This window comes from Halomonas sp. SL1 (assembly GCF_003030865.2).
Lineage (GTDB): Bacteria > Pseudomonadota > Gammaproteobacteria > Pseudomonadales > Halomonadaceae > Halomonas > Halomonas halophila.
Genome location: NZ_PYUQ02000011.1, coordinates 343,456 through 364,233, shown reverse-complemented (window position 1 = coordinate 364,233; position 20,778 = coordinate 343,456). Strand labels below are relative to the sequence as shown.

Annotated in this window: 21 protein-coding genes; 14 read left to right on the top strand and 7 right to left on the bottom strand. The window is 69.7% G+C overall.

All coding sequences use genetic code 11. The features are described from left to right. Positions 1 to 283: 283 nt before the first annotated feature. Complete coding sequence (gene edd / locus C9J49_RS05750; RefSeq protein ID WP_107182238.1) at positions 284 to 2,170, bottom strand: phosphogluconate dehydratase; 1,887 nt, start codon at positions 2,168 to 2,170, stop codon at positions 284 to 286. Positions 2,171 to 2,397: 227 nt separating this feature from the next. Here edd and C9J49_RS05745 point away from each other — a divergent pair, with 227 nt between their 5' ends. The 12 genes from C9J49_RS05745 (at position 2,398) to lpxL (ending at position 13,218) form a co-directional block, all read left to right on the top strand. Then, a complete protein-coding gene (locus C9J49_RS05745; RefSeq protein ID WP_107182239.1) occupies positions 2,398 to 3,543 on the top strand; it encodes a GNAT family N-acetyltransferase in 1,146 nt (381 codons plus the stop codon). Positions 3,544 to 3,634: 91 nt separating this feature from the next. Continuing rightward, positions 3,635 to 3,931 carry a cell division protein FtsB gene (ftsB, locus tag C9J49_RS05740; protein WP_035598959.1) on the top strand — a complete coding sequence of 99 codons (297 nt, stop codon included), beginning with the start codon at positions 3,635 to 3,637 and terminating at the stop codon, positions 3,929 to 3,931. Further along, the gene (gene ispD, locus C9J49_RS05735) at positions 3,928 to 4,656 is read left to right on the top strand and encodes a 2-C-methyl-D-erythritol 4-phosphate cytidylyltransferase (RefSeq protein ID WP_082090899.1); all 729 of its coding nucleotides are present in this window, start codon (positions 3,928 to 3,930) and stop codon (positions 4,654 to 4,656) included. The genes ftsB and ispD overlap by 4 nt, the downstream gene beginning before the upstream one ends. Beyond that, positions 4,656 to 5,141, top strand: coding sequence for a 2-C-methyl-D-erythritol 2,4-cyclodiphosphate synthase (gene ispF, locus C9J49_RS05730; RefSeq protein ID WP_046080395.1), 486 nt, complete (start codon positions 4,656 to 4,658; stop codon positions 5,139 to 5,141). Before ispD ends, ispF begins: the two co-directional genes overlap by 1 nt. Beyond that, on the top strand, positions 5,134 to 6,288 hold the full coding sequence (gene truD / locus C9J49_RS05725; protein WP_046079246.1) for a tRNA pseudouridine(13) synthase TruD: 1,155 nt from the start codon (positions 5,134 to 5,136) through the stop codon (positions 6,286 to 6,288). Before ispF ends, truD begins: the two co-directional genes overlap by 8 nt. After that, on the top strand, positions 6,263 to 7,009 hold the full coding sequence (gene surE / locus C9J49_RS05720; RefSeq protein ID WP_046079245.1) for a 5'/3'-nucleotidase SurE: 747 nt from the start codon (positions 6,263 to 6,265) through the stop codon (positions 7,007 to 7,009). The genes truD and surE overlap by 26 nt, the downstream gene beginning before the upstream one ends. Beyond that, positions 6,996 to 7,688: a protein-L-isoaspartate(D-aspartate) O-methyltransferase gene (locus tag C9J49_RS05715; protein WP_107182240.1), complete on the top strand. Its 693-nt coding sequence runs from the start codon at positions 6,996 to 6,998 to the stop codon at positions 7,686 to 7,688. The genes surE and C9J49_RS05715 overlap by 14 nt, the downstream gene beginning before the upstream one ends. Positions 7,689 to 7,808: 120 nt before the next feature. Continuing rightward, positions 7,809 to 8,786, top strand: a complete 978-nt coding sequence (locus C9J49_RS05710) for a DUF368 domain-containing protein (protein ID WP_046079243.1) — start codon at positions 7,809 to 7,811, stop codon at positions 8,784 to 8,786. Continuing rightward, the gene (locus C9J49_RS05705; RefSeq protein WP_107182242.1) at positions 8,779 to 9,879 is read left to right on the top strand and encodes a peptidoglycan DD-metalloendopeptidase family protein; all 1,101 of its coding nucleotides are present in this window, start codon (positions 8,779 to 8,781) and stop codon (positions 9,877 to 9,879) included. Before C9J49_RS05710 ends, C9J49_RS05705 begins: the two co-directional genes overlap by 8 nt. Before the next feature lie 117 nt (positions 9,880 to 9,996). Further along, on the top strand, positions 9,997 to 10,980 hold the full coding sequence (gene rpoS / locus C9J49_RS05700) for an RNA polymerase sigma factor RpoS (RefSeq protein WP_035598977.1): 984 nt from the start codon (positions 9,997 to 9,999) through the stop codon (positions 10,978 to 10,980). 197 nt (positions 10,981 to 11,177) lie between these two features. Further along, complete coding sequence (gene alr, locus C9J49_RS05695; RefSeq protein ID WP_107182243.1) at positions 11,178 to 12,278, top strand: alanine racemase; 1,101 nt, start codon at positions 11,178 to 11,180, stop codon at positions 12,276 to 12,278. Positions 12,279 to 12,297: 19 nt separating this feature from the next. Beyond that, positions 12,298 to 13,218, top strand: coding sequence for an LpxL/LpxP family Kdo(2)-lipid IV(A) lauroyl/palmitoleoyl acyltransferase (gene lpxL / locus C9J49_RS05690; protein WP_107182244.1), 921 nt, complete (start codon positions 12,298 to 12,300; stop codon positions 13,216 to 13,218). Here lpxL and C9J49_RS05685 read toward each other — a convergent pair. The 5 genes from C9J49_RS05685 to C9J49_RS05665 form a co-directional block, all read right to left on the bottom strand. After that, positions 13,212 to 14,549: a DUF2254 domain-containing protein gene (locus tag C9J49_RS05685; RefSeq protein ID WP_046079239.1), complete on the bottom strand. Its 1,338-nt coding sequence runs from the start codon at positions 14,547 to 14,549 to the stop codon at positions 13,212 to 13,214. The two genes, lpxL and C9J49_RS05685, sit on opposite strands and share 7 nt — an antisense overlap. A 167-nt stretch (positions 14,550 to 14,716) precedes the next feature. After that, entirely contained in the window at positions 14,717 to 16,378 is a 1,662-nt protein-coding gene (gene ettA / locus C9J49_RS05680; protein WP_046079238.1) for an energy-dependent translational throttle protein EttA, read from the bottom strand. A gap of 212 nt (positions 16,379 to 16,590) precedes the next feature. Continuing rightward, entirely contained in the window at positions 16,591 to 16,803 is a 213-nt protein-coding gene (locus C9J49_RS05675) for a PA3496 family putative envelope integrity protein (protein WP_046079237.1), read from the bottom strand. Positions 16,804 to 16,993: 190 nt separating this feature from the next. Further along, on the bottom strand, positions 16,994 to 17,428 hold the full coding sequence (locus C9J49_RS05670) for a PAS domain-containing protein (RefSeq protein WP_107182245.1): 435 nt from the start codon (positions 17,426 to 17,428) through the stop codon (positions 16,994 to 16,996). A 103-nt stretch (positions 17,429 to 17,531) separates the two neighbouring features. After that, positions 17,532 to 18,845, bottom strand: coding sequence for an MFS transporter (locus tag C9J49_RS05665; protein WP_107182246.1), 1,314 nt, complete (start codon positions 18,843 to 18,845; stop codon positions 17,532 to 17,534). Between the two features lie 54 nt (positions 18,846 to 18,899). On the opposite strand from C9J49_RS05665, the gene C9J49_RS05660 reads away from it, so the two are divergent. Together C9J49_RS05660 and C9J49_RS05655 are read left to right on the top strand one after the other, a co-directional pair. Next, a complete protein-coding gene (locus C9J49_RS05660) occupies positions 18,900 to 19,169 on the top strand; it encodes a SelT/SelW/SelH family protein (RefSeq protein WP_035598998.1) in 270 nt (89 codons plus the stop codon). A 40-nt stretch (positions 19,170 to 19,209) separates the two neighbouring features. Then, positions 19,210 to 20,100: a DMT family transporter gene (locus C9J49_RS05655; protein ID WP_107182247.1), complete on the top strand. Its 891-nt coding sequence runs from the start codon at positions 19,210 to 19,212 to the stop codon at positions 20,098 to 20,100. On the opposite strand, the gene C9J49_RS05650 is transcribed toward C9J49_RS05655, so the two are convergent. Further along, positions 20,097 to 20,771: an arylesterase gene (locus tag C9J49_RS05650; protein WP_181454245.1), complete on the bottom strand. Its 675-nt coding sequence runs from the start codon at positions 20,769 to 20,771 to the stop codon at positions 20,097 to 20,099. The two genes, C9J49_RS05655 and C9J49_RS05650, sit on opposite strands and share 4 nt — an antisense overlap. Positions 20,772 to 20,778 lie beyond the last annotated feature (7 nt).

Below are 20,778 nucleotides of genomic sequence, written 5' to 3'. Positions count from 1 at the left end.
ATTCGTCTCTCAATCAGTCATGCCGGTCGGGGCGGGTGCCACGCTCTCGATAGCCACACCGATCAGTGCGGGTCGGGTCATCTTTAATTTGTCCCTTCTGGCCGTCAGGGCTGTTGCAGATGGTGAATCGCTCGCAGCTGCTCCGGCGACAGGTCTACGAGGGGGCGCTGTGAACCCCTCCCTGGGCGCTACCGACGCCATCCATGGCGTAGGACCCCCTCTACGACCAGTCCCCGGCGCTTCTCGCTATGCGCAACGGCGATATCGCTGCTCTGGCAGCTCCTCAGGCGTCCTCGTCGTGGATCTGGCCGGCCTGGCGGGCCAGGTCGTCGGCCTCGAAGCCGCCAAACACCCCGGCGCCTTCCTCGCCGCGCATGGCCAGGTGGCGGAAGCCGCCGAACAGCTCGCGGCCCAGGCCGACGTGGTAGTGGTCCAGCTCGGCCACGCGCTGCTCGCGGTCGGCCCAGGTCGCGGCGTCGACCTTGGCCTCGAGGGTGCCGGCGTTGGCGTCGAGGCGCACGATATCACCATCGCGCAGCCTGGACAGCGGGCCGCCGTCCAGCGCCTCGGGGCTGATGTGGATGGCGGCCGGGACCTTGCCGGAGGCGCCGGACATGCGCCCGTCGGTGACCAGCGCCACCTTGTGGCCGCGGTCCTGGAGCACGCCGAGGAAGGGGGTCAGCTTGTGCAGTTCCGGCATGCCGTTGGCCTTGGGGCCCTGGAAACGCACCACGGCGACCACGTCGCGGTCCAGCTCGCCGGCGTCGAAGGCCGCCTTGAGTTCGTTCTGATCCTCGAAGATGCGCGCCGGGGCCTCGATCAGGCGATGCTCTTCCTGCACCGCGGAGACCTTGATCACGCCGCGGCCCAGGTTGCCGTCGAGCACGGTGAGGCCGCCGGTGGGCGCGAAGGGCTCGGCCACGCCGCGCAGGACCTCGGTGTCGAGGCTGGCCTCGGGGCCCTCGCGCCACACCAGCTTGCCGTCTTCCAGGAACGGCTCCTGGGTGTAGGCGGTCATGTCGGTGCCGAAGGCGGTGGGGATGTCGCTGTGGATCAGGCCGGCATTGATCAGCTCGCGGAACAGGTAGCTCATGCCGCCGGCGGCCTGGAAGTGGTTGATGTCCGCCTGGCCGTTGGGGTAGACCTTCATCAGGCTCGGCGTCACCGCGGAGAGGTCGGTGAAGTCGTCCCAGGTCAGGGTGATGCCGGCCGCGGCGGCCATGGCCACCAGGTGCATGGTGTGGTTGGTGGAGCCGCCGGAGGCCAGCAGGCCGACCACGGCGTTGACGATGGCGCGCTCGTCGATCTGCTGATAGAAGGGGCGGTAGCTGCCGCCGGGCTCGGTGTTGCGGATCGCCTGCTCGGTGGCGAAGCGGGTCAGCGCCTCGCGCATCTCGGTGCCCGGGTTGACGAAGGAGGTGCCCGGCAGGTGCAGGCCCATCATCTCCATCATCAGCTGGTTGGAGTTGGCGGTGCCGTAGAAGGTGCAGGTGCCCGGGCTGTGGTAGGACTCGGACTCCGCCTGCAGCAGGTCCTCGCGGCTGGCCTTGCCCTCGGCGAACAGCTGGCGCACGCGGGCCTTTTCCTTGTTGGGAAGGCCGCTCGGCATGGGGCCGGCGGGCACGAACATGGCCGGCAGGTGGCCGAAGCGCGCCGCGGCGATGAACAGCCCCGGCACGATCTTGTCGCACACGCCCAGATAGAGCGCGGCGTCGAACATGTTGTGCGACAGCCCCACGGCGGTGGCCATGGCGATCACGTCGCGGGAGAACAGCGACAGCTCCATGCCCGGCTGGCCTTGGGTGACGCCGTCGCACATGGCCGGCACGCCGCCGGCGAACTGGGCGGTGGAGCCCATGTCGCGGGCCGCGGCCTTGATGGTCTCGGGGAAGGTCTCGAACGGCTGATGGGCCGAGAGCATGTCATTGTAGGCCGAGATGATGCCCAGGTTCGCCGCGTTCATCAGCTTCAGCGAATTCTTGTCCTGGCTGCCGCAGGCGGCAAAGCCGTGGGCCAGGTTGCCGCAGGACAGCTCGCCGCGGTGGACGCCGCGCCGGTGCTGATCGGCCATGCGCTGCTCGTAGAGGGCGCGGCGCTCGGCGCTGCGCTCACGGATGCGCTGGGTGACCTGCTGGACGGTGGCGTTGAGTGGCGTGGAAGCTTGAGCCATGGAGCACCTCGGCAACGAAAGGGGTGTGATTTCGTAAGTTTAACAAAAGTATCGCCCAAAAGCCGGGGGCGGACCGGGGTATACGGCTATAGTTGTAATTAATTTACCATGACGAGCGTGTGAAGGCGCCCTCGTCGTGAGGGAAAAGACAGGGCGTCCGGCGTGCTGTCAGGATGTCATCTAGGGTAGGTGCTGCGCCGGCCATCGTCAGCCGGCCCGGAGAGTTCATGAGTCGATTGCGTGTCGTCGAACAAGCCGCCGTGGCGGAAGTGCCGGCCGGTGACTGGAACGCCCTGGTGGGCGACGATCACCCCTTCCTGCGCCACGAGTTCCTGCACGCCCTGGAGGCCAGCGGTGCGGCGAGCGAGGCGAGCGGCTGGTCGCCGCGGCATCTGACGCTGTGGCGCGACGAGGCGCTGGTCGGGCTGCTGCCGCACTACCACAAGCATCATTCCTATGGGGAGTACGTCTTCGACTGGGCCTGGGCGGACGCCTGGGAGCGGGCCGGCGGGCGCTACTATCCCAAGGGGCTCAGCGCGATTCCGTTCACCCCGGCACCGGGGCCGCGGCTGGCGCTGGCCGACGACGTCGACCCGCTCGAGGCGCGTCGACGCCTGGCCGAGCGCTGGGAAGCATCGACGCTGTTGAGCTGGCACCTGCTGTTCGCCGAGGAGGGCGAGGTCGCCGCCTGGCGCGAGGCACGGCCCGAGCTGATCGCCCGTGCCGGGGTGCAGTTCCAGTGGCAGGACCGGGGCTATGGCGACTTCGAGGGTTTCCTCGCCGCCCTGACCTCCAAGCGGCGCAAGGCCATTCGCCGCGAGCGTCGCCGGGTCGCCGAGCAGGGGCTGACCCTGCATCGGCTTGAGGGCGAGGCAATCGGCGAGGCCGATCTGGCGCACTTCTACCGCTGCTACCAGATCACCTACCTGGAACGCGGCCAGCAGGGCTATCTCAACCGCGACTTCTTCATGCGGCTGCGCCGCGACCTGCCCGAGGCGCTGGTGCTGATCCAGGCGCGTCTCGAGGGGCGGCCGGTGGCTGCGGCCCTGTGCCTGCAGGGAAACCGCACGCTCTATGGCCGCTACTGGGGCAGCGAGATCGAGGCCGACGGCCTGCACTTCGAGGCCTGCTACTACCAGGGCCTCGAGCATTGCCTGGCCCGGGGGCTGATTCGCTTCGACCCCGGCACCCAGGGCGAACACAAGCTGGCCCGGGGCTTCGCGCCGCGGCGTCTGACCTCGCTGCATCATGTCGCCGATCCGCGGCTGCGTGCCGGGGTGGCGCGCTTCTGCGCCGAGGAGGCCGAGCACGTGGCGGCTTACGTCGCGGCCGCCGAGCGGGCGCTGCCGTTCCGCCTCGACGACGGCGGCTGACGCCCGTCAGATGCCGGGGCTTTGATGGATGAGGCGGCCCGGGGAAGATGGCATACTACGCCCTCGAATTCCCTGGTGACGGACCCTCTACATGCTCAAGTGGCTGGCCATCGTGCTCATCGCCCTGCAGGCGCTGTTGCAGTATCGCCTGTGGCTCGGCGAAGGCGGACTGCGCGAGCTGGCCGAGGTGCGCCAGCGAGTGGACCGCCTGGAGGCCGAGAATGCGCCGCTGCGGGCGCGCAACGAGCGCCTCGCCGCCGAGGTGGTCGATCTCAAGAACGGCCTCGATGCCATCGAGGAGCGCGCGCGCAGCGATATCGGCATGGTGCGCCGCGACGAGCAGTTCTTCTGGGTGCCCGACGCCGAGCCGGCCGGGGAGGCGCCGTGAGCGAGCGCCTCTGGCTGGTGGTGCCCGCCGCGGGCCGCGGCCGGCGCATGGGCGCCGCCCTGCCCAAGCAGTATCTGCCCCTGGCCGGCCTCACCGTGCTGGCCCGTACCCTGGCGCGGCTCCACGAGGCCTTCCCCGAGGCGCGGCTTTGCCTGTGCCTGGACCCTGATGACGAACGCTTCGACCCGGCCGCAGTGCCCTTCGCCGACTGGCGGCGGGTGCCCGGCGGCGCCGAGCGCGTCGACTCGGTGACCAACGCCCTGGCCGCTATCGCCGGCGAGGCCGGCGCGGACGATACGGTGCTGGTCCATGACGTGGCCCGGCCCTGCGTGCGGGCCGAGGACCTGCGTCGGCTGGCGTCGGCGGTGGCCGACGACGCGGTGGGCGGGCTGCTGGCCGCGCCGGTGGCCGACACCATGAAGCGCGACGACGGCACCGGCCGGGTCGGCGGCACCGAGCCCCGTGACGGCCTGTGGCACGCCCTGACGCCCCAGGGCTTCGGCTACGGGCTGCTGCGCCGAGCGCTTGCCGAGGCCGCCGAACGCGGCGTCGCCGTCACCGACGAGGCCTCCGCGGTGGAGGCGCTGGGCCTCTCGCCGCGCCTGGTCAGCGGGCGCCGCGACAATCTCAAGATCACCCATCCGGAGGATCTGGCGCTGGCCGAGGCCATCCTCGCCGCCCAGAAAGCGCCTGCTCCCTCCGCCGACAGGAACGACTGCGCATGATGCGAATCGGCCACGGCTTCGACGTCCACCGCTTCGGCGAGGGCGACCACCTGCGGATCGGCGGCGTCGCCATTCCCTTCGACCGCGGCTTCGTCGCCCACTCCGACGGCGACGTGCTGCTGCATGCGATCTGCGATGCCCTGCTCGGCGCCTGCGCGCTGGGCGACATCGGCCGCCACTTCCCCGACACCGATCCGGCCTGGGCCGGCGCCGACAGCCGCGAACTGCTGCGCCGGGTGGTGGCGCAGGTGCGCGCGGCGGGCTACCGGGTCGGCAACCTGGACGCCACGGTGATGGCCCAGGCGCCCAAGCTCTCGCCCCACGTCGAGGCCATGGCCGAGGCCATCGCCGCCGACCTGGCGGTGGCGCGCGGCGCCGTCAACGTCAAGGCGACCACCACCGAGCGGTTAGGCTTCACCGGCCGCGGCGAGGGCATCGCCGCCGAGGCGGTGGTGCTGCTGACGGGAGAGAGCGCCGATGTCTGAGGGAACGCACGAGGCGACGTCCCCACAGCAGGCGGCGGCGATCGTCTGGCCGCCTAGCTGGCCGCGGGTACTGGACGCGCACTTCGGCGCGCCGCGCCCCGGCGGCTACCGCGCCACGCCGGAGGACTTCCAGGTCGAGGAGCAGCTCGGCTTCGAGCCGGAAGGGCAGGGCGAGCACCTGTGGCTGTGGCTCGAGAAGCGCGACCTGACCACCGCCATGGTCGCTCGCCGCCTGGCCAGGGCCTGCGAGGTCACCCAGCGCGATGTCGGCTACGCCGGCATGAAGGATCGCCATGCGGTGACCCGCCAGTGGTTCTCGGTGCACCTGCCCGGCCGCGAGGCGCCGGACGATCTCGAGGCGCGGCTGGCCGACCTGCCACTGACGCTGCTCGAGGTGACCCGGCATCCGCGCAAGCTCAAGCGCGGGGTACACGCCGCCAACCGCTTCCGGCTGCGCGTCACCGGCGAGGCGCTGACCGACCCGCACCTCGCCGAGCGCTGGGCCTGGCTGTGCCACCACGGCGCGGCCAACTACTTCGGCCCGCAGCGCTTCGGCGCCGACGGGCGCAATATCCACCGCGCGGCCGGCGTGCTGGCCCGGGGCTGGCGCAAGCGCGACGACCGCGAGGGCATGCTGCTCTCCGCGGCGCGCAGCTACCTGTTCAACGAGCTGCTGGCCGCGCGCATCGAGGCGGGCGACTGGGCGACGCCGCTGCCCGGCGAGGCGGTGATTCTCGACGGCTCGTCGAGCCAGTTCGTGGCCGAGACCGTCGACGACTCGCTGATCGCGCGCGCCGAGCGGCTCGACCTGCACCCCAGCGGCGTGCTCTGGGGGCAGGGCCGTTCGGTGGCCCAGGGCGAGGCCCTGGCCCGCGAGCAGGCGCTGGCCGAGGCGCATCCCGCGCTGTGCGACGGCCTCGTGCGCGCCGGGGTGAAGACCGCCCGCCGGCCGCTGCGCCTGCGCCTGGCCGCCCCGCGACTGGCGCCCGGCGAGGGTGAGGCCTGGTTCTCCTTCACGCTGCCCCGGGGGGCCTTCGCCACCGCCGTGCTGCGCGAGCTGATCGCCCACCCGACCCTGAGTTTCCACCCGCCCCGTCAGGGGCCCGAGCAAGGAGCCGCGGATGCGTCGACTGCTGCTGTCCAATGATGACGGGGTGCATGCCCCGGGCCTGCGTGCCCTGCATGACGCCCTGGCCCCCCACGCGCGGCTGCGCGTGGTGGCCCCCGACCGCGACAAGAGCGGTGCCAGCAATTCCCTGACCCTGACTCGCCCCCTGGCGCTGTCGACCCTGGACAACGGCTTCTACAGCGTCGACGGCACCCCGGCGGACTGCGTCTACCTGGGCGTCAACGGGGTCTGGGAGGAACGCCCGGACCTGGTGATCTCGGGCATCAACCACGGCGGCAACCTGGGCGACGACGTGCTCTATTCGGGCACCGTGGCCGCCGCCATGGAGGGCCGCAACCTGGGCATGTCGGCGATCGCCATGTCGCTGGTCGGCCACCGCTACTTCGAGACCGCCGGCCGGGTGGCGGCGAGCCTGGTCGGGGCCGCCGACCGGCTCTCGCTGCCGCCGCGCAGCCTGCTCAACGTCAACGTGCCGGACCTGCCCTGGGAGGAGATCCGCGGCCTCAAGGTGACGCGCCAGGGCTACCGGGGCCCGGCGGCCGAGCCGCTGGAGGTGCTCGACCCGCGCGGGCGCAAGCGCTACTGGATCGCCGCCGCGGGCGAGAGCGCCGACGACGGTCCGGATACCGATTTCGCCGCCGTGGAGGCCGGCTTCGTGTCCATCACGCCGCTGCAGCTCGATCTGACCCGGCATGCGGCGCGCGACGACGTGCAGGAATGGCTGGATGCACTCACCTGACTCTCGCCGCCGGCTGCGTCCGGAGCTGTTGAAGGGCGTCGGCATGACCTCGCAGCGCACCCGCGACCGCATGGTCGAGCGTCTGGCCCGCCAGGGCATCGCCGACCGGCGGGTGCTGGAGACCATGGCCGAGGAACCGCGCCACCTGTTCCTCGACGAGGCGCTGTCTCACCGCGCCTACGAGGACACCTCGCTGCCCATCGGCCACGGCCAGACGCTGTCGCAGCCGTGGATCGTGGCGCGTATGACCGAGCTGGTGCGCGAGGAGGCGCCGACGAGGGTGCTGGAGGTCGGTACCGGCTCCGGCTATCAGACCCTGATACTGGCGCGGCTGGTGACGGAACTCTGGTCGGTGGAGCGGATCAATGCCCTGCATCGTCGCGCCGGCGAGCGGCTGCGGCTGCTGAGCGTGCACAACGCCCACCTGCGGCTGGCCGACGGCGGCCACGGCTGGCCCGAGGCCGCGCCTTTCGAGGTCATCCTGCTGACTGCCTGCGCCGGCTCGCTGCCCGAGCCGCTGCTGGCCCAGCTGGGCGACGGTGGGGTGATGATCGCACCGCTGGCCGAGCGTGACGGCCGGCAGTGGCTGGTGCGGGTACGCCGTCAGGGGGAGCGCTTCGAGAAGGAGCGCCTGGAGCCGGTGCGCTTCGTGCCGCTGCTGGAAGGAGTGATCCGCTAGGCCCGGATCGGGTCGGCAGGCGCCAGGGAAGGCGTCGGGGCCGCGAAAGCGCTGATCTATGTCGTGAGCGTTCACGGTGAGTCGCCATATATCAGTGTTTTCTCAGGGAGTAACAGGTTCTTGAAGCGTCAACTAGGTCTCTTGTTCAGGGGCGCCGGCATGGGCGCCGCCGATGCGGTGCCCGGTGTCTCCGGCGGCACCATCGCCTTTATCACCGGCATCTACGAGGAGCTGCTGCTGACCGTGCGTCGCTTCGGCCCAAGCGCCTTCGGCGCCTGGCGCCAGGGCGGCATGGCCGGGCTGATCGCCCATCTCAACCTCGGCTTCCTGGTGCCGCTGCTGGCCGGCATCGCCGCCAGCCTGATCAGCGTCGCCCACCTGGTGGTGTGGCTGATGGAGGATCACCCGCTGCTGCTCAACGGCTTCTTCTTCGGCCTGGTGGCGGCCTCCGCGCTGGTGGTCGGCCGGCATCCCGCCGACTGGCGATTCTGGCACCTGCTGCCGCTGGCCATCGGGCTGCTGCTGGCCCAGCTGCTGCCGGCGCTGATGCCGCTGATCGGGCGGCTCGGCAGCCCCGAGCTCATGCTGGTGGTCGGCGGTGCCATCGCCATCAGCGCCATGCTGCTGCCCGGGGTCTCGGGCAGTTTCCTGCTGCTGACCATGGGTCTGTATGGCAAGGTGATGGATGCGATCCGCGATGTCGACCTGGGGGCGATCCTGCTGTTCGGCGGCGGCTGCCTGATCGGGCTGTTCGCCTTCTCGCGGCTGCTGTGCTGGTTGCTGCTGCGCTTTCACACCGCCACCCTGCAGCTGCTGGTGGGGTTCATCCTCGGCTCGCTGCCGGTGCTGTGGCCCTGGCGCGAGCTGGTGAGCTACCAGCTCGGACCGGACGGCCAGATGATTCCCCTCGACTACCGTTACCTGACGCCGTCGGCGTTCACCGAAGTGACCGGCGATCCCGCTCAACTGCTGGGAGTGGCGGCGCTGATGCTGGCCGGCGCCGCCCTGGTGTGGAGCATCGGCAGGACCCAGAATGGCGATCAGACCGTTGCCCCGGGCGGGCGACACGAGAACAAGGAGGAAGGTTCCGATGCATAAGGTTTTGCTCATTTCAGGGCTGGCCCTGACCCTGGCGGGCTGCGCCGCCTCCCAGGAAGCCCCGCCGCCGGTGCAGGTCCAGGACCTGTCGTCCAGCCGGTCGGCCGAGCGCCCGGCCAGCTATACCGTCGAGGCCGGCGATACCCTCTACGGTATCGCCTGGCGCCACGACATGGACTACCGCGATCTGGCGCGTCTCAACCGCATCGAGCCGCCCTACAACATCCAGCCGGGCCAGCAGCTGACGCTGGGCGGCAGCGCCAGCGCCGGTAGCAGCAGCGCCAGTGCATCCGGCGGGGCGGTCAGCGCCGCGGCGGCCGGCGGCGCCGTGGCGACCGGCCTCGGCGGCGAGAGCCAGGACGACGGGTCGCTGGACTGGCTGTTGCCTGACGGCAGCACCGAGCGCAGCGGCGACCAGGCGCAGGCCGGGGAGGCCGCCGCCGGAGACGAGGCGGGCAGTGACGGTCCGGGGCCGGTTTACGATCCCGAGAGCCCGGGCGCCGACGGTACCCTGAGCGAGAGCGACCAGGCCGAGCGCCGCAGCCGCGAGGAGCGTGAGCAGGCGACGGCGGAAGGCGAGGCCCAGGCCGCTTCCGACGCCGGGGCGACCCAGACCGCCGAGAGCGAGTCCGAGGCCGAGTCGCAGGCCGATGCCGGCACCCGGGTGGCCGGCGATCCGGAGGCCGAATCCCGCGAGTCGCGCAGCTACACGCCGGTGGATGAGGTGCCCTGGCAGTGGCCCGTCGACGGCGAGGTGGTCGGGACCTTCGGCGAGGGAGACAGCATCACCGCCGGCATTGATATCGATGGGCAAAAGGGGCAACCTGTCAAGGCGGCCGGGCCAGGCATCGTGGTCTACGCGGGCAGTGGCGTACGCGGGTACGGCAACCTGATCCTGCTCAAGCACAACGATGAGTTCCTGAGCGCCTATGCCCACAACGACAGCCTGAGGGTCAAGGAAAACGACGTTGTCGAGACCGGCGAGGTGATCGCCACCATGGGCGACAGCGACGCCGAGGATGTCAGGCTGCACTTCGAGGTGCGCAAGGACGGCCAGCCTCAGGATCCGCTGGAGTTTCTGCCCAAGCGTTGAATGAAAAGGGTCGCCAAGCCGCTCGTGTCAGCAAAGCAACACAATACAATGACAACCTCTGACATCGATCGTTTCGAGCATGACACGGTGCTCGATACAACCATGGGGTAACAATCGATGAGCATGCTTGAACGGGACCTGAACGAGGTGGACATGGAGTCGGCAGAGGAGGCCGGTGAGCAGGAGGTCGAACTCGAGACCGCCGCGCCCGATGATGCGGACGCGGCCTTTGAGAAGGCGCTGAGCCGCGAAGACCGCCACTATCACCACAGCCTCGATGCTACCCAGATCTACCTCAACGAGATCGGCTTCTCGCCGCTGCTGACGCCGGAGGAGGAGGTCTTCTACGGCCGCCTCGCCCGCAAGGGCGACCCCGCCGGCCGCTCGCGGATGATCGAGTCCAACCTGCGCCTGGTGGTCAAGATCGCACGGCGCTACCTGAATCGCGGCCTGACCCTGCTCGACCTGATCGAGGAGGGTAACCTGGGGCTGATCCGCGCCGTGGAGAAGTTCGACCCCGAACGCGGCTTCCGCTTCTCCACCTACGCCACCTGGTGGATTCGCCAGACCATCGAGCGGGCGCTGATGAACCAGACCCGCACGATCCGCCTGCCGATCCACGTGGTCAAGGAGCTCAACATCTACCTGCGGGCGGCCCGCGAGCTGACCCAGAAGCTCGACCACGAGGCCACCGCCGAGGAGATCGCCGAACACCTCGACAAGCCGGTGGAGACCGTCAAGAAGATGATGGGGCTCAACGAGCGTGTCTCGTCGGTGGACTATCCCGTGGGGGCGGAGAGCGACAAGCCGCTGATCGAGACGCTGACCGACGACAACGAGCTGGGGCCGGAATCGAATCTGGTGGACGGCGACGTCAAGCAGCACGTCGACGACTGGCTGGCCGAGCTCACCGACAAGCAGTGCGAGGTGGTGGTGCGCCGCTTCGGGTTGCGCGGTCACGAGGCCTCGACCCTCGAGCAGGTCGGCGAGGAGATCGGCCTGACCCGTGAGCGGGTGCGCCAGATCCAGGTCGAAGCGTTGAAGAAGCTGCGCCGCATGCTCGACAAGCAGGGGCTCGACCTCGACGCCATCTTCGAGTGAGCCACCCCTCGAGCCGAAAGCCAGGACCCGCGTCCTGGCTTTCTTCGTTATGACATGTCGATAGTCATATCAACTGCCATTGTGTTGATAAGCATTGATTTTTGCTGGATTTTTGCATTAATTCGGTGTTTGTGGCCGTGAAAACGGCGCCGGTTTGCAAAATAATGGAGGTTTTGCCCTTCCCGGAGACGCCTCGCATGGCAAGACCGCTACGCGCCGATATCGACCTGGACGCCCTGCGTCACAACTACCGCCTGGCCCGCGAGCTGGCACCTCACAGCCAGGCCGTGGCGGTGCTCAAGGCCGATGCCTACGGTCATGGCCTGATCGCCTGCGCGCGGGCCCTGGAGGGGCTGGCACCGGCCTTCGCCGTGGCCTGCATCGAGGAGGCCGAGGCTCTGCGAGAGGGCGGTATCACGGCGCCCGTGGTGCTGCTGGAGGGCATCTTCGAGACCAGCGAGCTCGAGCGCGTCGAGGCCCTGGGCCTGTGGGTGGCGGTGCACAGCGACTGGCAGCTGGACGCCCTGCTGGCGCGTCGCCCGGCGCGGCCCACCCCGGTGTGGCTGAAGGTGGATTCCGGCATGCACCGGCTGGGCTTCCCTCCCGAGCGGGCCGAGGCGGCCTGGCGACGCCTCAGCGAAGCCCCCGAGTGCGTCACCGACCTGCACCTGATGAGCCACTTCGCCACCGCCGATGCCGTCGATACCGCCTACTTTCGCCGCCAGTCGGCGCTGCTGGCCGAGCTTGCCGAGCGGCTCGGCGCGCCCACCTGCCTGGCCAATTCCCCGGCGACCCTGGCCCGCGCCGAGGCCCACGGCGCCTGGAATCGCCCCGGCGTGATGCTCTACGGCAGCGACCCCCTCGAGGCGGCCAACGCCGCCAGCCGGCGGCTTCGCCCGGTGATGACCCTGCATTCGGAGATCATCGCCGTGCGCGAGCTCGAGGCGGGCGAGCCGGTGGGCTACGGCGGCCGCTGGACGGCGCCGCGGCCCTCGCGCGTCGGCGTCGTGGCCTGCGGCTATGGCGACGGCTACGACCGCCACGCCGTGGACGGCACGCCGGTGCTGGTCGACGGCCGCCGCGCCGCCATCGCCGGCAAGGTGTCCATGGACATGCTGATCGTCGACCTGACCGAGCTGCCCGAGGCCGATATCGGCAGCGAGGTGGTGCTGTGGGGGCGGGCGTCGAACGGCGAGGTGCTGTCGGTGGACGAAGTGGCCCGCCACTGCGACACCATCAGCTATACGCTGCTCACCGGGGTGCTGCCCCGGGTGCCGAGGCGCTATCATGGGGGCTGAACCCGAGTAAGAGCGCCCCATGTCCAAGGACGAGACCGTCACACCGACCTCCTTCGCCCATCCCCGTTACTGGCCGACCTGGCTGTCCATCGGTGCCATGCGTGTCGCCGCCTGGCTACCCTGGCGACTCAAGCTGTGGATCGGCCGGGCCATCGGCCAGGCCGCCTGGCGCTTTGCCGGTCGGCGGCGGCACATCACCGAGACCAACATCCGACTGTGCTTCCCGGAGCTGGACGAGGACCAGCGTGCTCGTCTGGTGCGCGAGGCCTTCATCGCCAATGGCATCGGCATCCTGGAGACGGCCACCGGCTGGTGTCGCGATCCCGAGCACCTGCGCCACCGCGTGACCTTCAAGGGGCAGGAGCACATGGCGCGCGCCCAGGCCCAGGGCAAGGGCGTGCTGATCATCGGCATCCACTTCTCGACCCTGGATCTGGGCGGGGCCCTGCATTCGCTGTTCTTCTCCGCCGACGCGGTCTATCGTCCCCACGACAATCCGCTGTTCGAGCGCTTCATGACCCGCGCCCGCTCGCGGATCTTCGGCCGCGCCATCGACCGCCACGACCTGCGCGGCGTGGTGCGCCGGCTCAAGGCCGGCCACAACGTCTGGTATTCGCCGGATCAGGACTTCGGCCGCGACGCCAGCGTCTTCGCGCCCTTCTTCGGCGTCGAGGCGGCGACCGTCAAGCTGACCGCCAAGATCGCTCGCATGACCGGGGCGCCGGTCATGCCGCTGGTCTTCCACCGCAATCCCGACGACCACACCTATACCCTGGAGTACCTGCCGGCGCTGGAAGGCTTCCCCAGCGGCGACGAAGTGGCCGACGCCACCCAGGTCAACGCCGTCATCGAGGCCGCCATCCGCCGTCATCCCGAGCAGTACCTGTGGCTGCACCGCCGCTTCAAGACCCGTCCCAGGGGCGAGCCGAAGCTCTACTGACCCGCGCCACCCTTCGGCGGCAGCTCGCGGGGCAGCGCCAGCCGGTGTCGTCCCCGGGTCAGCCGGTCGCCGACGAAGGCCCGGTCCATGGGATGGTCGGAGATGCGCTCGAGCCGTGCCACGACGCGCTCGGCCATGGCCTGCAGGGCGCTGAGCCGCGTGCCGTCGGCCTCGAGTGACAGCACCTTCAGCGCCTTGAGCAGCCCCAGCAGCACGCTCTGATCGTCGCCGCCGTAGTGCAGCAGCGGCACGAACAGTCGATGCAGCAGGCTGTCGAGGCCTTCCAGCGGCCAGGTCACCCGCAGCCGTTGCTGCTCGTCGAGCAGGGCGTTGGTCGGCTGCCAGGCCAGATGATGGCGCAGCAGGTCGGTCAGGCGATGCAGGCACAGCCGCGCCGTGCCCGGGTCGTTGATGCCCGGCGACAGGGCCTTGATCGCCACCTCCATCAGCTGCGTCATGCCGTGCACGTAGTGTTCGCTCACCGACTCGCCGTCCAGCCGTACCAGGCACTCCTGCAGCGCCTCCTCCCAGGCCGCGTCCGGTGCCTCCTCGGCCTCCAGCATGGCCACGGGGGCGCCCTCGATCAGATAGTCGCCGAAGCGAAAGCTCAGGTGCAGCCGGCCGTTCACGCCTGCCGCCAGCCTCGCCATGGCGGCGAGATCGGCACTCTGGACATAGCCTTCCTGGCGCATCCGGATCTCGTGGCAGGGCGGTCGCGGCAGCGGTCGCGCGTCCATGCATCGCCAGCGCTCTCCCCGCTGACGCGCCTGCTGGCGATGCATGGCCCGGAGCGTGGTGTCATGCAGATCACGGATCACGGCGTCGATCTGGACCGATTGCGAGGCGTTGTGGATGAAATAGACGAACAACCCCAGGCAGTGTACGACCAGGATGCAGGCCAGATAGACGGCGGGCGCCATCCAGCCCCGGGCGTCGTCCGGGGCCATCAGCAGCAGGAGCAGCAGCAGGATGGTGCCGAGGTAGTGGCCCAGTACCCACTGGTGGCGACGCTCGCTGATCAGCCCGAACACCAGCTTGTGGGAGAAGTTGCCGCCGGCCTGGGAGAGGATCGACATGACCATGGAGAAGCTGAACACCATCAGCGAGATCATGCCGCCGAGCAGCGCGGTCATCAGCCCGCGGGCGCCGTCGGGCAGCGGCGGAATCCAGGCTTCGAGGCCATCGGGAAAGCCGACGTCGAGGGTGGTGCTGAGCAGGATCATGAGGCCCAGCAGGCCGTAGCTCGCGGCGGCCAGGGTCGGCAGGTAGGCGATGCTGCTGGCGAAGCGCCGGAACAGCTGAACGGGGTGAAGCAGAAGCGTCGGTGACATGGCCGGTCCTCGCGCGGCCAGGATGACGGCATTCGCGGCGCCGCGCTCCGCCACATCTTCTTATGGCGGCTTAGGCCGCCGCTGTCCAGCGGCCGGGGCCAACGCAAAAACCCCACGACCAGTCGGCCGTGGGGTTGTCGTCCCGCTTCCAGCGCTAGGCTGTCAGCTTAGGCATCAATCCTTTTGTACTTCATGCGATGCGGGGTCTCGTCGCCGACGCGCTTCTTGTGATCCGCCTCGTACTCGGTGTAGTTGCCCTCGAAGAACTCCACGTGCGACTCGCCCTCGAAGGCGAGGATGTGCGTGGCGATGCGGTCGAGGAACCAGCGGTCGTGGGAGATCACCAGGGCGCAGCCGGGGAAGGCCAGCAGGGCTTCTTCCAGGGCACGCAGGGTCTCGATGTCCAGGTCGTTGGACGGCTCATCGAGCAGCAGCACGTTGGCGCCCTGCTTCAGCGTCTGGGCCAGCTGCAGGCGACCGCGCTCACCGCCGGACAGGTCCGACAGGCGCTTCTGCTGGTCGTTGCCCTTGAAGTTGAAGCGGCCGACGTAGGCCCGCGAGGACACCTCGTAGCCGTTGATGTTGAGGATGTCCTGGCCGTCGGACACCGCTTCCCAGACCGTCTGCTTGTTGTCCAGGGCGTCGCGCAGCTGCTCGACGTAGGCGATGTCGACGGTATCGCCCTTGACCACCTCGCCGGTGTCCGGCTGCTCGGTGCCGTTGATCAGCTTGAACAGGGTCGACTTGCCGGCGCCGTTGCCGCCGACGATGCCGACGATGGCGCCGGGCGGAATCGCGAAGTCCAGGTTCTCGTACAGCAGCTTGTCATCGAAGGCCTTGGACACGCCGTGGAACTCGATGACCTTGTCGCCCAGGCGCGGACCGGGCGGAATGTAGATCTCGTTGGTCTCGTTGCGCTGCTGGAAGTCGCCGGACTGCATCTCCTCGAAGCGGTTGAGGCGTGCCTTGCTCTTGGCCTGACGGCCCTTGGCGTTGGAGCGCACCCACTCGAGCTCGTGCTTGATGGCCTTCTGGCGCGAGGCTTCCTGCTTGGCTTCCCGCTCCAGGCGCTGCTCCTTGGCCTCGAGCCACTGGGAGTAGTTGCCTTCGAAGGGGATGCCCTCGCCGCGGTCGAGCTCGAGGATCCAGCCGGCCACGTTGTCGAGGAAGTAGCGGTCGTGGGTGATCGCTACCACGGTGCCGCTGTAGTCGTGCAGGAAGCGCTCGAGCCAGGCCACGGACTCGGCGTCCAAGTGGTTGGTCGGCTCGTCGAGCAGCAGCATGTCGGGGCTGGAGAGCAGCAGGCGGCACAGCGCCACGCGGCGACGCTCGCCACCGGAGAGGTGACCTACCTGGGCCTCCCAGGGCGGCAGGCGCAGGGCCTCGGCGGCCACCTCGAGCTTGCGCTCCAGGTTATGGGCGTCGGCGGCCTCGATGATGTTCTCGAGGCGGGCCTGTTCGGCGGCCAGGGCGTCGAAGTCGGCGTCCGGCTCGGCGTAGGCGGCATAGACGCCGTCGAGCTTCTCCTGGGCCTCCTTGATGGCGCCCAGTGCCTCTTCCACGGTCTCGCGGACGTTCTTCTCGTCGTCGAGTTCCGGCTCCTGGGGCAGGTAGCCGACGTTGATGCCCGGCATCGGGCGGGCCTCGCCCTCGAACTCGGTGTCGACGCCGGCCATGATGCGCAGCAGGGTCGACTTGCCCGCGCCGTTGAGGCCGAGCACGCCGATCTTGGCGCCGGGGAAAAAGGACAGCGAGATGTCCTTGAGAATCTGTTTCTTGGGCGGAACGACCTTGCCCACCCGATTCATGGTGTAGACGTATTGCGCCATGGAAGCTCACTAATGTTTTGAAAAGCAGGATGCGGAGTGCGGGTTGGAGGTTCTGATAGCAGAATCCGCTGGACCACGATGATAGAGCCCGGGCGGAGTAATGGCTAGGTGTGAGGGGAACGGTGCGAGGGGCGAGGGGCGAGACGAAAGGTGCGAGGAACCCCTTGGCGCATGTCCTTGGCCATCGTCTTTCTGTCGCCGCCCCTCGACCCTCACTCCTCCTCGTCGAGGTCCCAGTCGTCGTCGATGGTGCGCCTCAGGCGGCGCTCCTCCAGCAGCGCCTCCAGCCGGCGTCTGGCCTGCAGCTGTTCGGCACGGCTCGCCGGTCGGGCACGGCGATCGTCGTCATCGTTGACGGCCTCGTCGGGGGCGTCGTCATAGGCGTCGTCGTGAAGGGGTGCTTCGTGATAGCTGTTCTGGCGCATGCGAGGTCCTCCCATGGCCGGCCGCGAAGGGCGGCGAAACGGATCCGAACCCCGCGTTGCGCGAGGCCCCAGGGCGCCGTTGCGGGCACCTGACGGCTATATAAGGCGAGACGGGAGGCGATGCAAGTCCCCCGCGCGACATGGCGTGTCGCGCGGGGCGGGAAGGGGAACCGAGAGAGCGTTCGGCGGTTCAGGACAGGCCGTGTTCGGCCTTGAGACGGGCCAGCTCGTGCTGGGCCTCGACGCGGGCGGTGACGTCCTTCTGCACGCCGATGAAGTAGGTGAGGTTGTCCTGCTCGTCGAACACCGGGGTGATCGACAGCTCGTTGTAGAACAGGGTGCCGTCCTTCTTGTAGTTGCGCAGCACCTCGCGGCAGGGGCGGCCCTCGGCGAGCGCCTGACGGATCTCCGCCAGCCCCGGCTGGTCGCGATCGTCGTTCTGCAGGAAGCGGCAGTCGCGGTAGAGGATCTCGTCGGCGCTGTAGCCGGTCAGGCGCTCGAAGCCCTGGTTGACGTAGATCAGGATGTTCTCGTCGCCTTCCTGTTCGGCGACGACGATGCCGTCCTCGGAGGCATCGACCATGCGTTCGAGCAGGTCGGGGCTGATCATGGCGGGGCGTTTCATCGAGGCATTCCTGTCGCGAGATCGTGATGGACCGCGCCGCGTGCGCGGTCCCGTTGCGAAGTATCATGGCCAGCCGCCGGCCGGATTTCAACGCCGGCTACCCTCATTCGACCTCCGGCAGGCGCTGAGTGCTGGCCGCCGCGGCCAGCGCGGTCGCGGCCAGCGCCAGCAGCAGGGCGCCGCTGCCGAGCCACTGGGCCAGGGCGCCGACCAGCCCGCCGACGATCAGCATCAGTACGCCGGTCAGGGTGTTGGAGAGTGCCACGTAGAGCGCGCGATCCTCGGCGCCGGCCAGGTCGACGACGTAGGTCTTGCGTCCCAGCCGGGCCCCGGCGTGGACGATCACCAGCAGCGCGTAGAGCCCGGCGTAGGGCCAGACGCTGGTGGTCCAGGCCTGGGGCAGCCAGGCCAGCAGCGCGCCGGCCGCGCAGCACACGGCGGTGCCGAGGGCGGCGAGACGCATCACCCGGCGGCTGGAGTCGTCGGCGCGCTTGCCCCAGATCGGGCTGGCCAGCATGCCGGCGAGGCCGGAGACGATCACCAGCACGCCCAGGTCGCCGAGTTCGTCGCCGCTCTGGCGCTGGCCCAGCAGGGCGACGTAGGGCAGTGCCAGGGCGCTCGACAGCAGCAGCGCCCGGGACAGGTTGAAGTGGCGGAAGGCACGGTCCTGGCGCAGCAGGCGCAGGCCCTCGCGCAGCGTCGAAGCGATGCTGTCGCCGCCTTCCGAGGCGCCGGGCACCTCGTGGATGCGCACGGCGCACAGCGCATTCACGGCCCAGCCCAGGGCGGCCACCCCCAGCAGCGCGGCCAGGGCGAGCTCGCCGGGGCGGTCACCGAAGGCCATCAGCACCACGCCGGCGGCCAGGGTGGCGGCGCCGGCCAGGCTGCCGCTCCAGCCCATCAGGGTGCCCCGGCGCTGCTTGGCGATGGTCTTGCCCAGCACGTCCTTGGTGGCGATCGACGACAGGCCCCGGGCCAGTGACAGCACCACCAGCACGGCGAGCACCAGGGCGCCGCCTAGCCCGCCCCGGCCGAACAGCGCCAGCAGGGCCAGGGCGGCCGCGGCCAGCGCCTGGAGCAGGGCGCCGGCCACCCATACGCCCTTGCGCTCGGGGCGGCCGCGGATGACGCCGGCCACGAACACCTGGGGCAGCAGGGCGCCGGCCTCGCGGATCGGCACCAGCAGACCGACCATCCAGATCGGCGCGCCGATGGCGCCGAGCAGCCAGGGCAGTACCAGCCGGGCACTGGCCAGCTCGTCGGCGAGCTTGTTGCCCAGCGATGCCGCCAGATGCAGGAAGAAGTTGCGCGGCTGCTCCTGGCAGGCCTCGTCGGGGATGTCCTTGCACATCCGGCTGTCCTCGTCGCCGGTCAGCCGCTCGTAGAGGCGGGTCTGGCTGATCTCGGGGGCGGCCATGGTGGCTCCTCGCTGGTAGGATGAAGCGCTCATTGTTGCGACAGGAAGGGCATCGTGTCACGTATTCGCATTCACTACTGTACCCAGTGCCAATGGCTGCTGCGCAGTGCCTGGTACGCCCAGGAGCTGCTCTCGACCTTCGGTGAGGACCTCGAGGAGGTCAGCCTGGTGCCGTCCCACGGCGGCTACTTCGAGATCTTCTGCGACGAGCAGAGCCTGTGGGAGCGCAAGCGAGATGGCGGTTTCCCCGACAGCAAGACGCTGAAGCAGCGCGTGCGCGACCGCCTCGACCCGACGCGGGAGCTGGGACACATCGATCGCTGAGTCGGCCGTCTGCCGGCTCGATACCTAGCAGGGAGAGCTTATGACAACGGATCGTCGCGCCATGCTCTACGGGCTGGGCGCCGTGGCGCTCTGGTCCACGGTGGCCACCGCCTTCAAGGTGGCGCTCGAGCGGATGACGCCGCTGGAGCTGATGTGGCTCGCGGCGCTGGTGTCCTGGGCGCTGATCGGCGCGCTGGTGGTGCGCCGGGGCCTGCTCGGCGAGGCGCTGAAGCGCGGCTGGCGCACCGCGGCCTGGGCGGGGCTGATGAATCCGGTGGCCTATTACCTGGTGCTGTTCGCCGCCTATGACCGTCTGCCGGGGCAGGAGGCGATGGCGCTGAACTACACCTGGGCGCTGGCCATGGCGCTGCTGGCGGTGCCGATCCTCGGCCAGCGGCTTACGCTCGTGGACGCGCTGGCCGGGCTGGTGGCCTATTCGGGGGTGTGGGTGATCGCCACCCGTGGCGCGGTGCTCGACGTGGCCTTCGCCGACCCGCTGGGCGTGGGGCTGGCGCTGGTCTCGACGCTGATCTGGGCGCTCTACTGGCTGCTCAACGTGCGCGACCGGCGCCCGCCGCTGGTGGCCCAGTGGCAGAACTTCAGCGTCGGGGTGCCGGTACTGACCGGGCTGTTGCTGTTCGGGCCGGGTTTCCGGTGGCACGGCCTCGACGGGCTCGCCGCCGGGGTCTACGTGGGCCTGTTCGAGATGGGCATCGCCTTCGTGCTGTGGCAGCTGGCGGTGGGCACGGTGTCGCGCACCGCCAAGGTCTCCAACCTGATCTTCCTGTCGCCGCCGGTGTCGCTGATGCTGCTCTACCTGGTCGTCGGCGAGCCGATCCTGCCCTCGACCCTGGTGGGGCTGGTGCTGATCCTCGGCGGACTGGCGCTGCAGCAGTGGCAGAAGGCGCCGGCTGCGCCGGGCGACGCCTAGTCTCTCCGTACGGCCAGCGCCACGCCTTCCTCTTCCAGCAGCGGCGCCAGCGCCGGCCAGACGTTGTCGAGCAGCGCGGGCTGGGCGGCCGCCGTGGGATGGATGCCGTCGTCCTGCATCAGCGAGTCGTCCAGCGCCACGCCCTCCAGCAGGAAGGGCACCAGCGCCACCTCGAAGCGGTCGGCGAGCTCGTCGTAGACCCCGGTGAAGGCGTCGCGGTAGGCCGGCCCGTAGTTGGGCGGAATGTCGATGCCGAGCAGCAGCACCTCGGCGTCGGCGGCCCGGCTCTGCTCGATCATGCCGGCCAGGTTGGCGCGCATCTGCTGCGGCGGCAGGCCGCGCAGGCCGTCGTTGCCGCCCAGTTCCAGCACCACCAGGTCGGGGGCGTGCTCCTCGAGCAGCGCCGGCAGCCGCGTCGCGCCGCCGCCGCTGGTCTCGCCGCTGATGCTGGCGTTGATCACCCGGGCCTTTCCCTCCAGCCGCCGGGCCAGCAAACTGACCCAACCGGCCTCGCGCTCGATGCCGTAGGCGGCGCTCAGGCTGTCGCCCATCACCAGCACCCGCGGGCGCTCGGCGGCCGCCGCCGGGACGGCCACCAGCACCAGCAGCGTCCACAGCAGGCACGCCGTCAGGACGCCTTGGGCTCGACCAACAGGGATGCGCTTTCTCATGACCGAC

Coding starts and splice junctions, on each gene's coding strand:
- edd (WP_107182238.1), bottom strand. CDS start 2,170: ATGGCTCAAGCTTCCACGCCACTCAACGCCACCGTCCAGCAGGTCACC.
- C9J49_RS05745 (WP_107182239.1), top strand. CDS start 2,398: ATGAGTCGATTGCGTGTCGTCGAACAAGCCGCCGTGGCGGAAGTGCCG.
- ftsB (WP_035598959.1), top strand. CDS start 3,635: ATGCTCAAGTGGCTGGCCATCGTGCTCATCGCCCTGCAGGCGCTGTTG.
- ispF (WP_046080395.1), top strand. CDS start 4,656: ATGCGAATCGGCCACGGCTTCGACGTCCACCGCTTCGGCGAGGGCGAC.
- truD (WP_046079246.1), top strand. CDS start 5,134: ATGTCTGAGGGAACGCACGAGGCGACGTCCCCACAGCAGGCGGCGGCG.
- surE (WP_046079245.1), top strand. CDS start 6,263: ATGCGTCGACTGCTGCTGTCCAATGATGACGGGGTGCATGCCCCGGGC.
- C9J49_RS05715 (WP_107182240.1), top strand. CDS start 6,996: ATGCACTCACCTGACTCTCGCCGCCGGCTGCGTCCGGAGCTGTTGAAG.
- C9J49_RS05705 (WP_107182242.1), top strand. CDS start 8,779: ATGCATAAGGTTTTGCTCATTTCAGGGCTGGCCCTGACCCTGGCGGGC.
- rpoS (WP_035598977.1), top strand. CDS start 9,997: ATGAGCATGCTTGAACGGGACCTGAACGAGGTGGACATGGAGTCGGCA.
- alr (WP_107182243.1), top strand. CDS start 11,178: ATGGCAAGACCGCTACGCGCCGATATCGACCTGGACGCCCTGCGTCAC.
- lpxL (WP_107182244.1), top strand. CDS start 12,298: ATGTCCAAGGACGAGACCGTCACACCGACCTCCTTCGCCCATCCCCGT.
- C9J49_RS05685 (WP_046079239.1), bottom strand. CDS start 14,549: ATGTCACCGACGCTTCTGCTTCACCCCGTTCAGCTGTTCCGGCGCTTC.
- ettA (WP_046079238.1), bottom strand. CDS start 16,378: ATGGCGCAATACGTCTACACCATGAATCGGGTGGGCAAGGTCGTTCCG.
- C9J49_RS05675 (WP_046079237.1), bottom strand. CDS start 16,803: ATGCGCCAGAACAGCTATCACGAAGCACCCCTTCACGACGACGCCTAT.
- C9J49_RS05670 (WP_107182245.1), bottom strand. CDS start 17,428: ATGAAACGCCCCGCCATGATCAGCCCCGACCTGCTCGAACGCATGGTC.
- C9J49_RS05665 (WP_107182246.1), bottom strand. CDS start 18,845: ATGGCCGCCCCCGAGATCAGCCAGACCCGCCTCTACGAGCGGCTGACC.
- C9J49_RS05655 (WP_107182247.1), top strand. CDS start 19,210: ATGACAACGGATCGTCGCGCCATGCTCTACGGGCTGGGCGCCGTGGCG.
- C9J49_RS05650 (WP_181454245.1), bottom strand. CDS start 20,771: ATGAGAAAGCGCATCCCTGTTGGTCGAGCCCAAGGCGTCCTGACGGCG.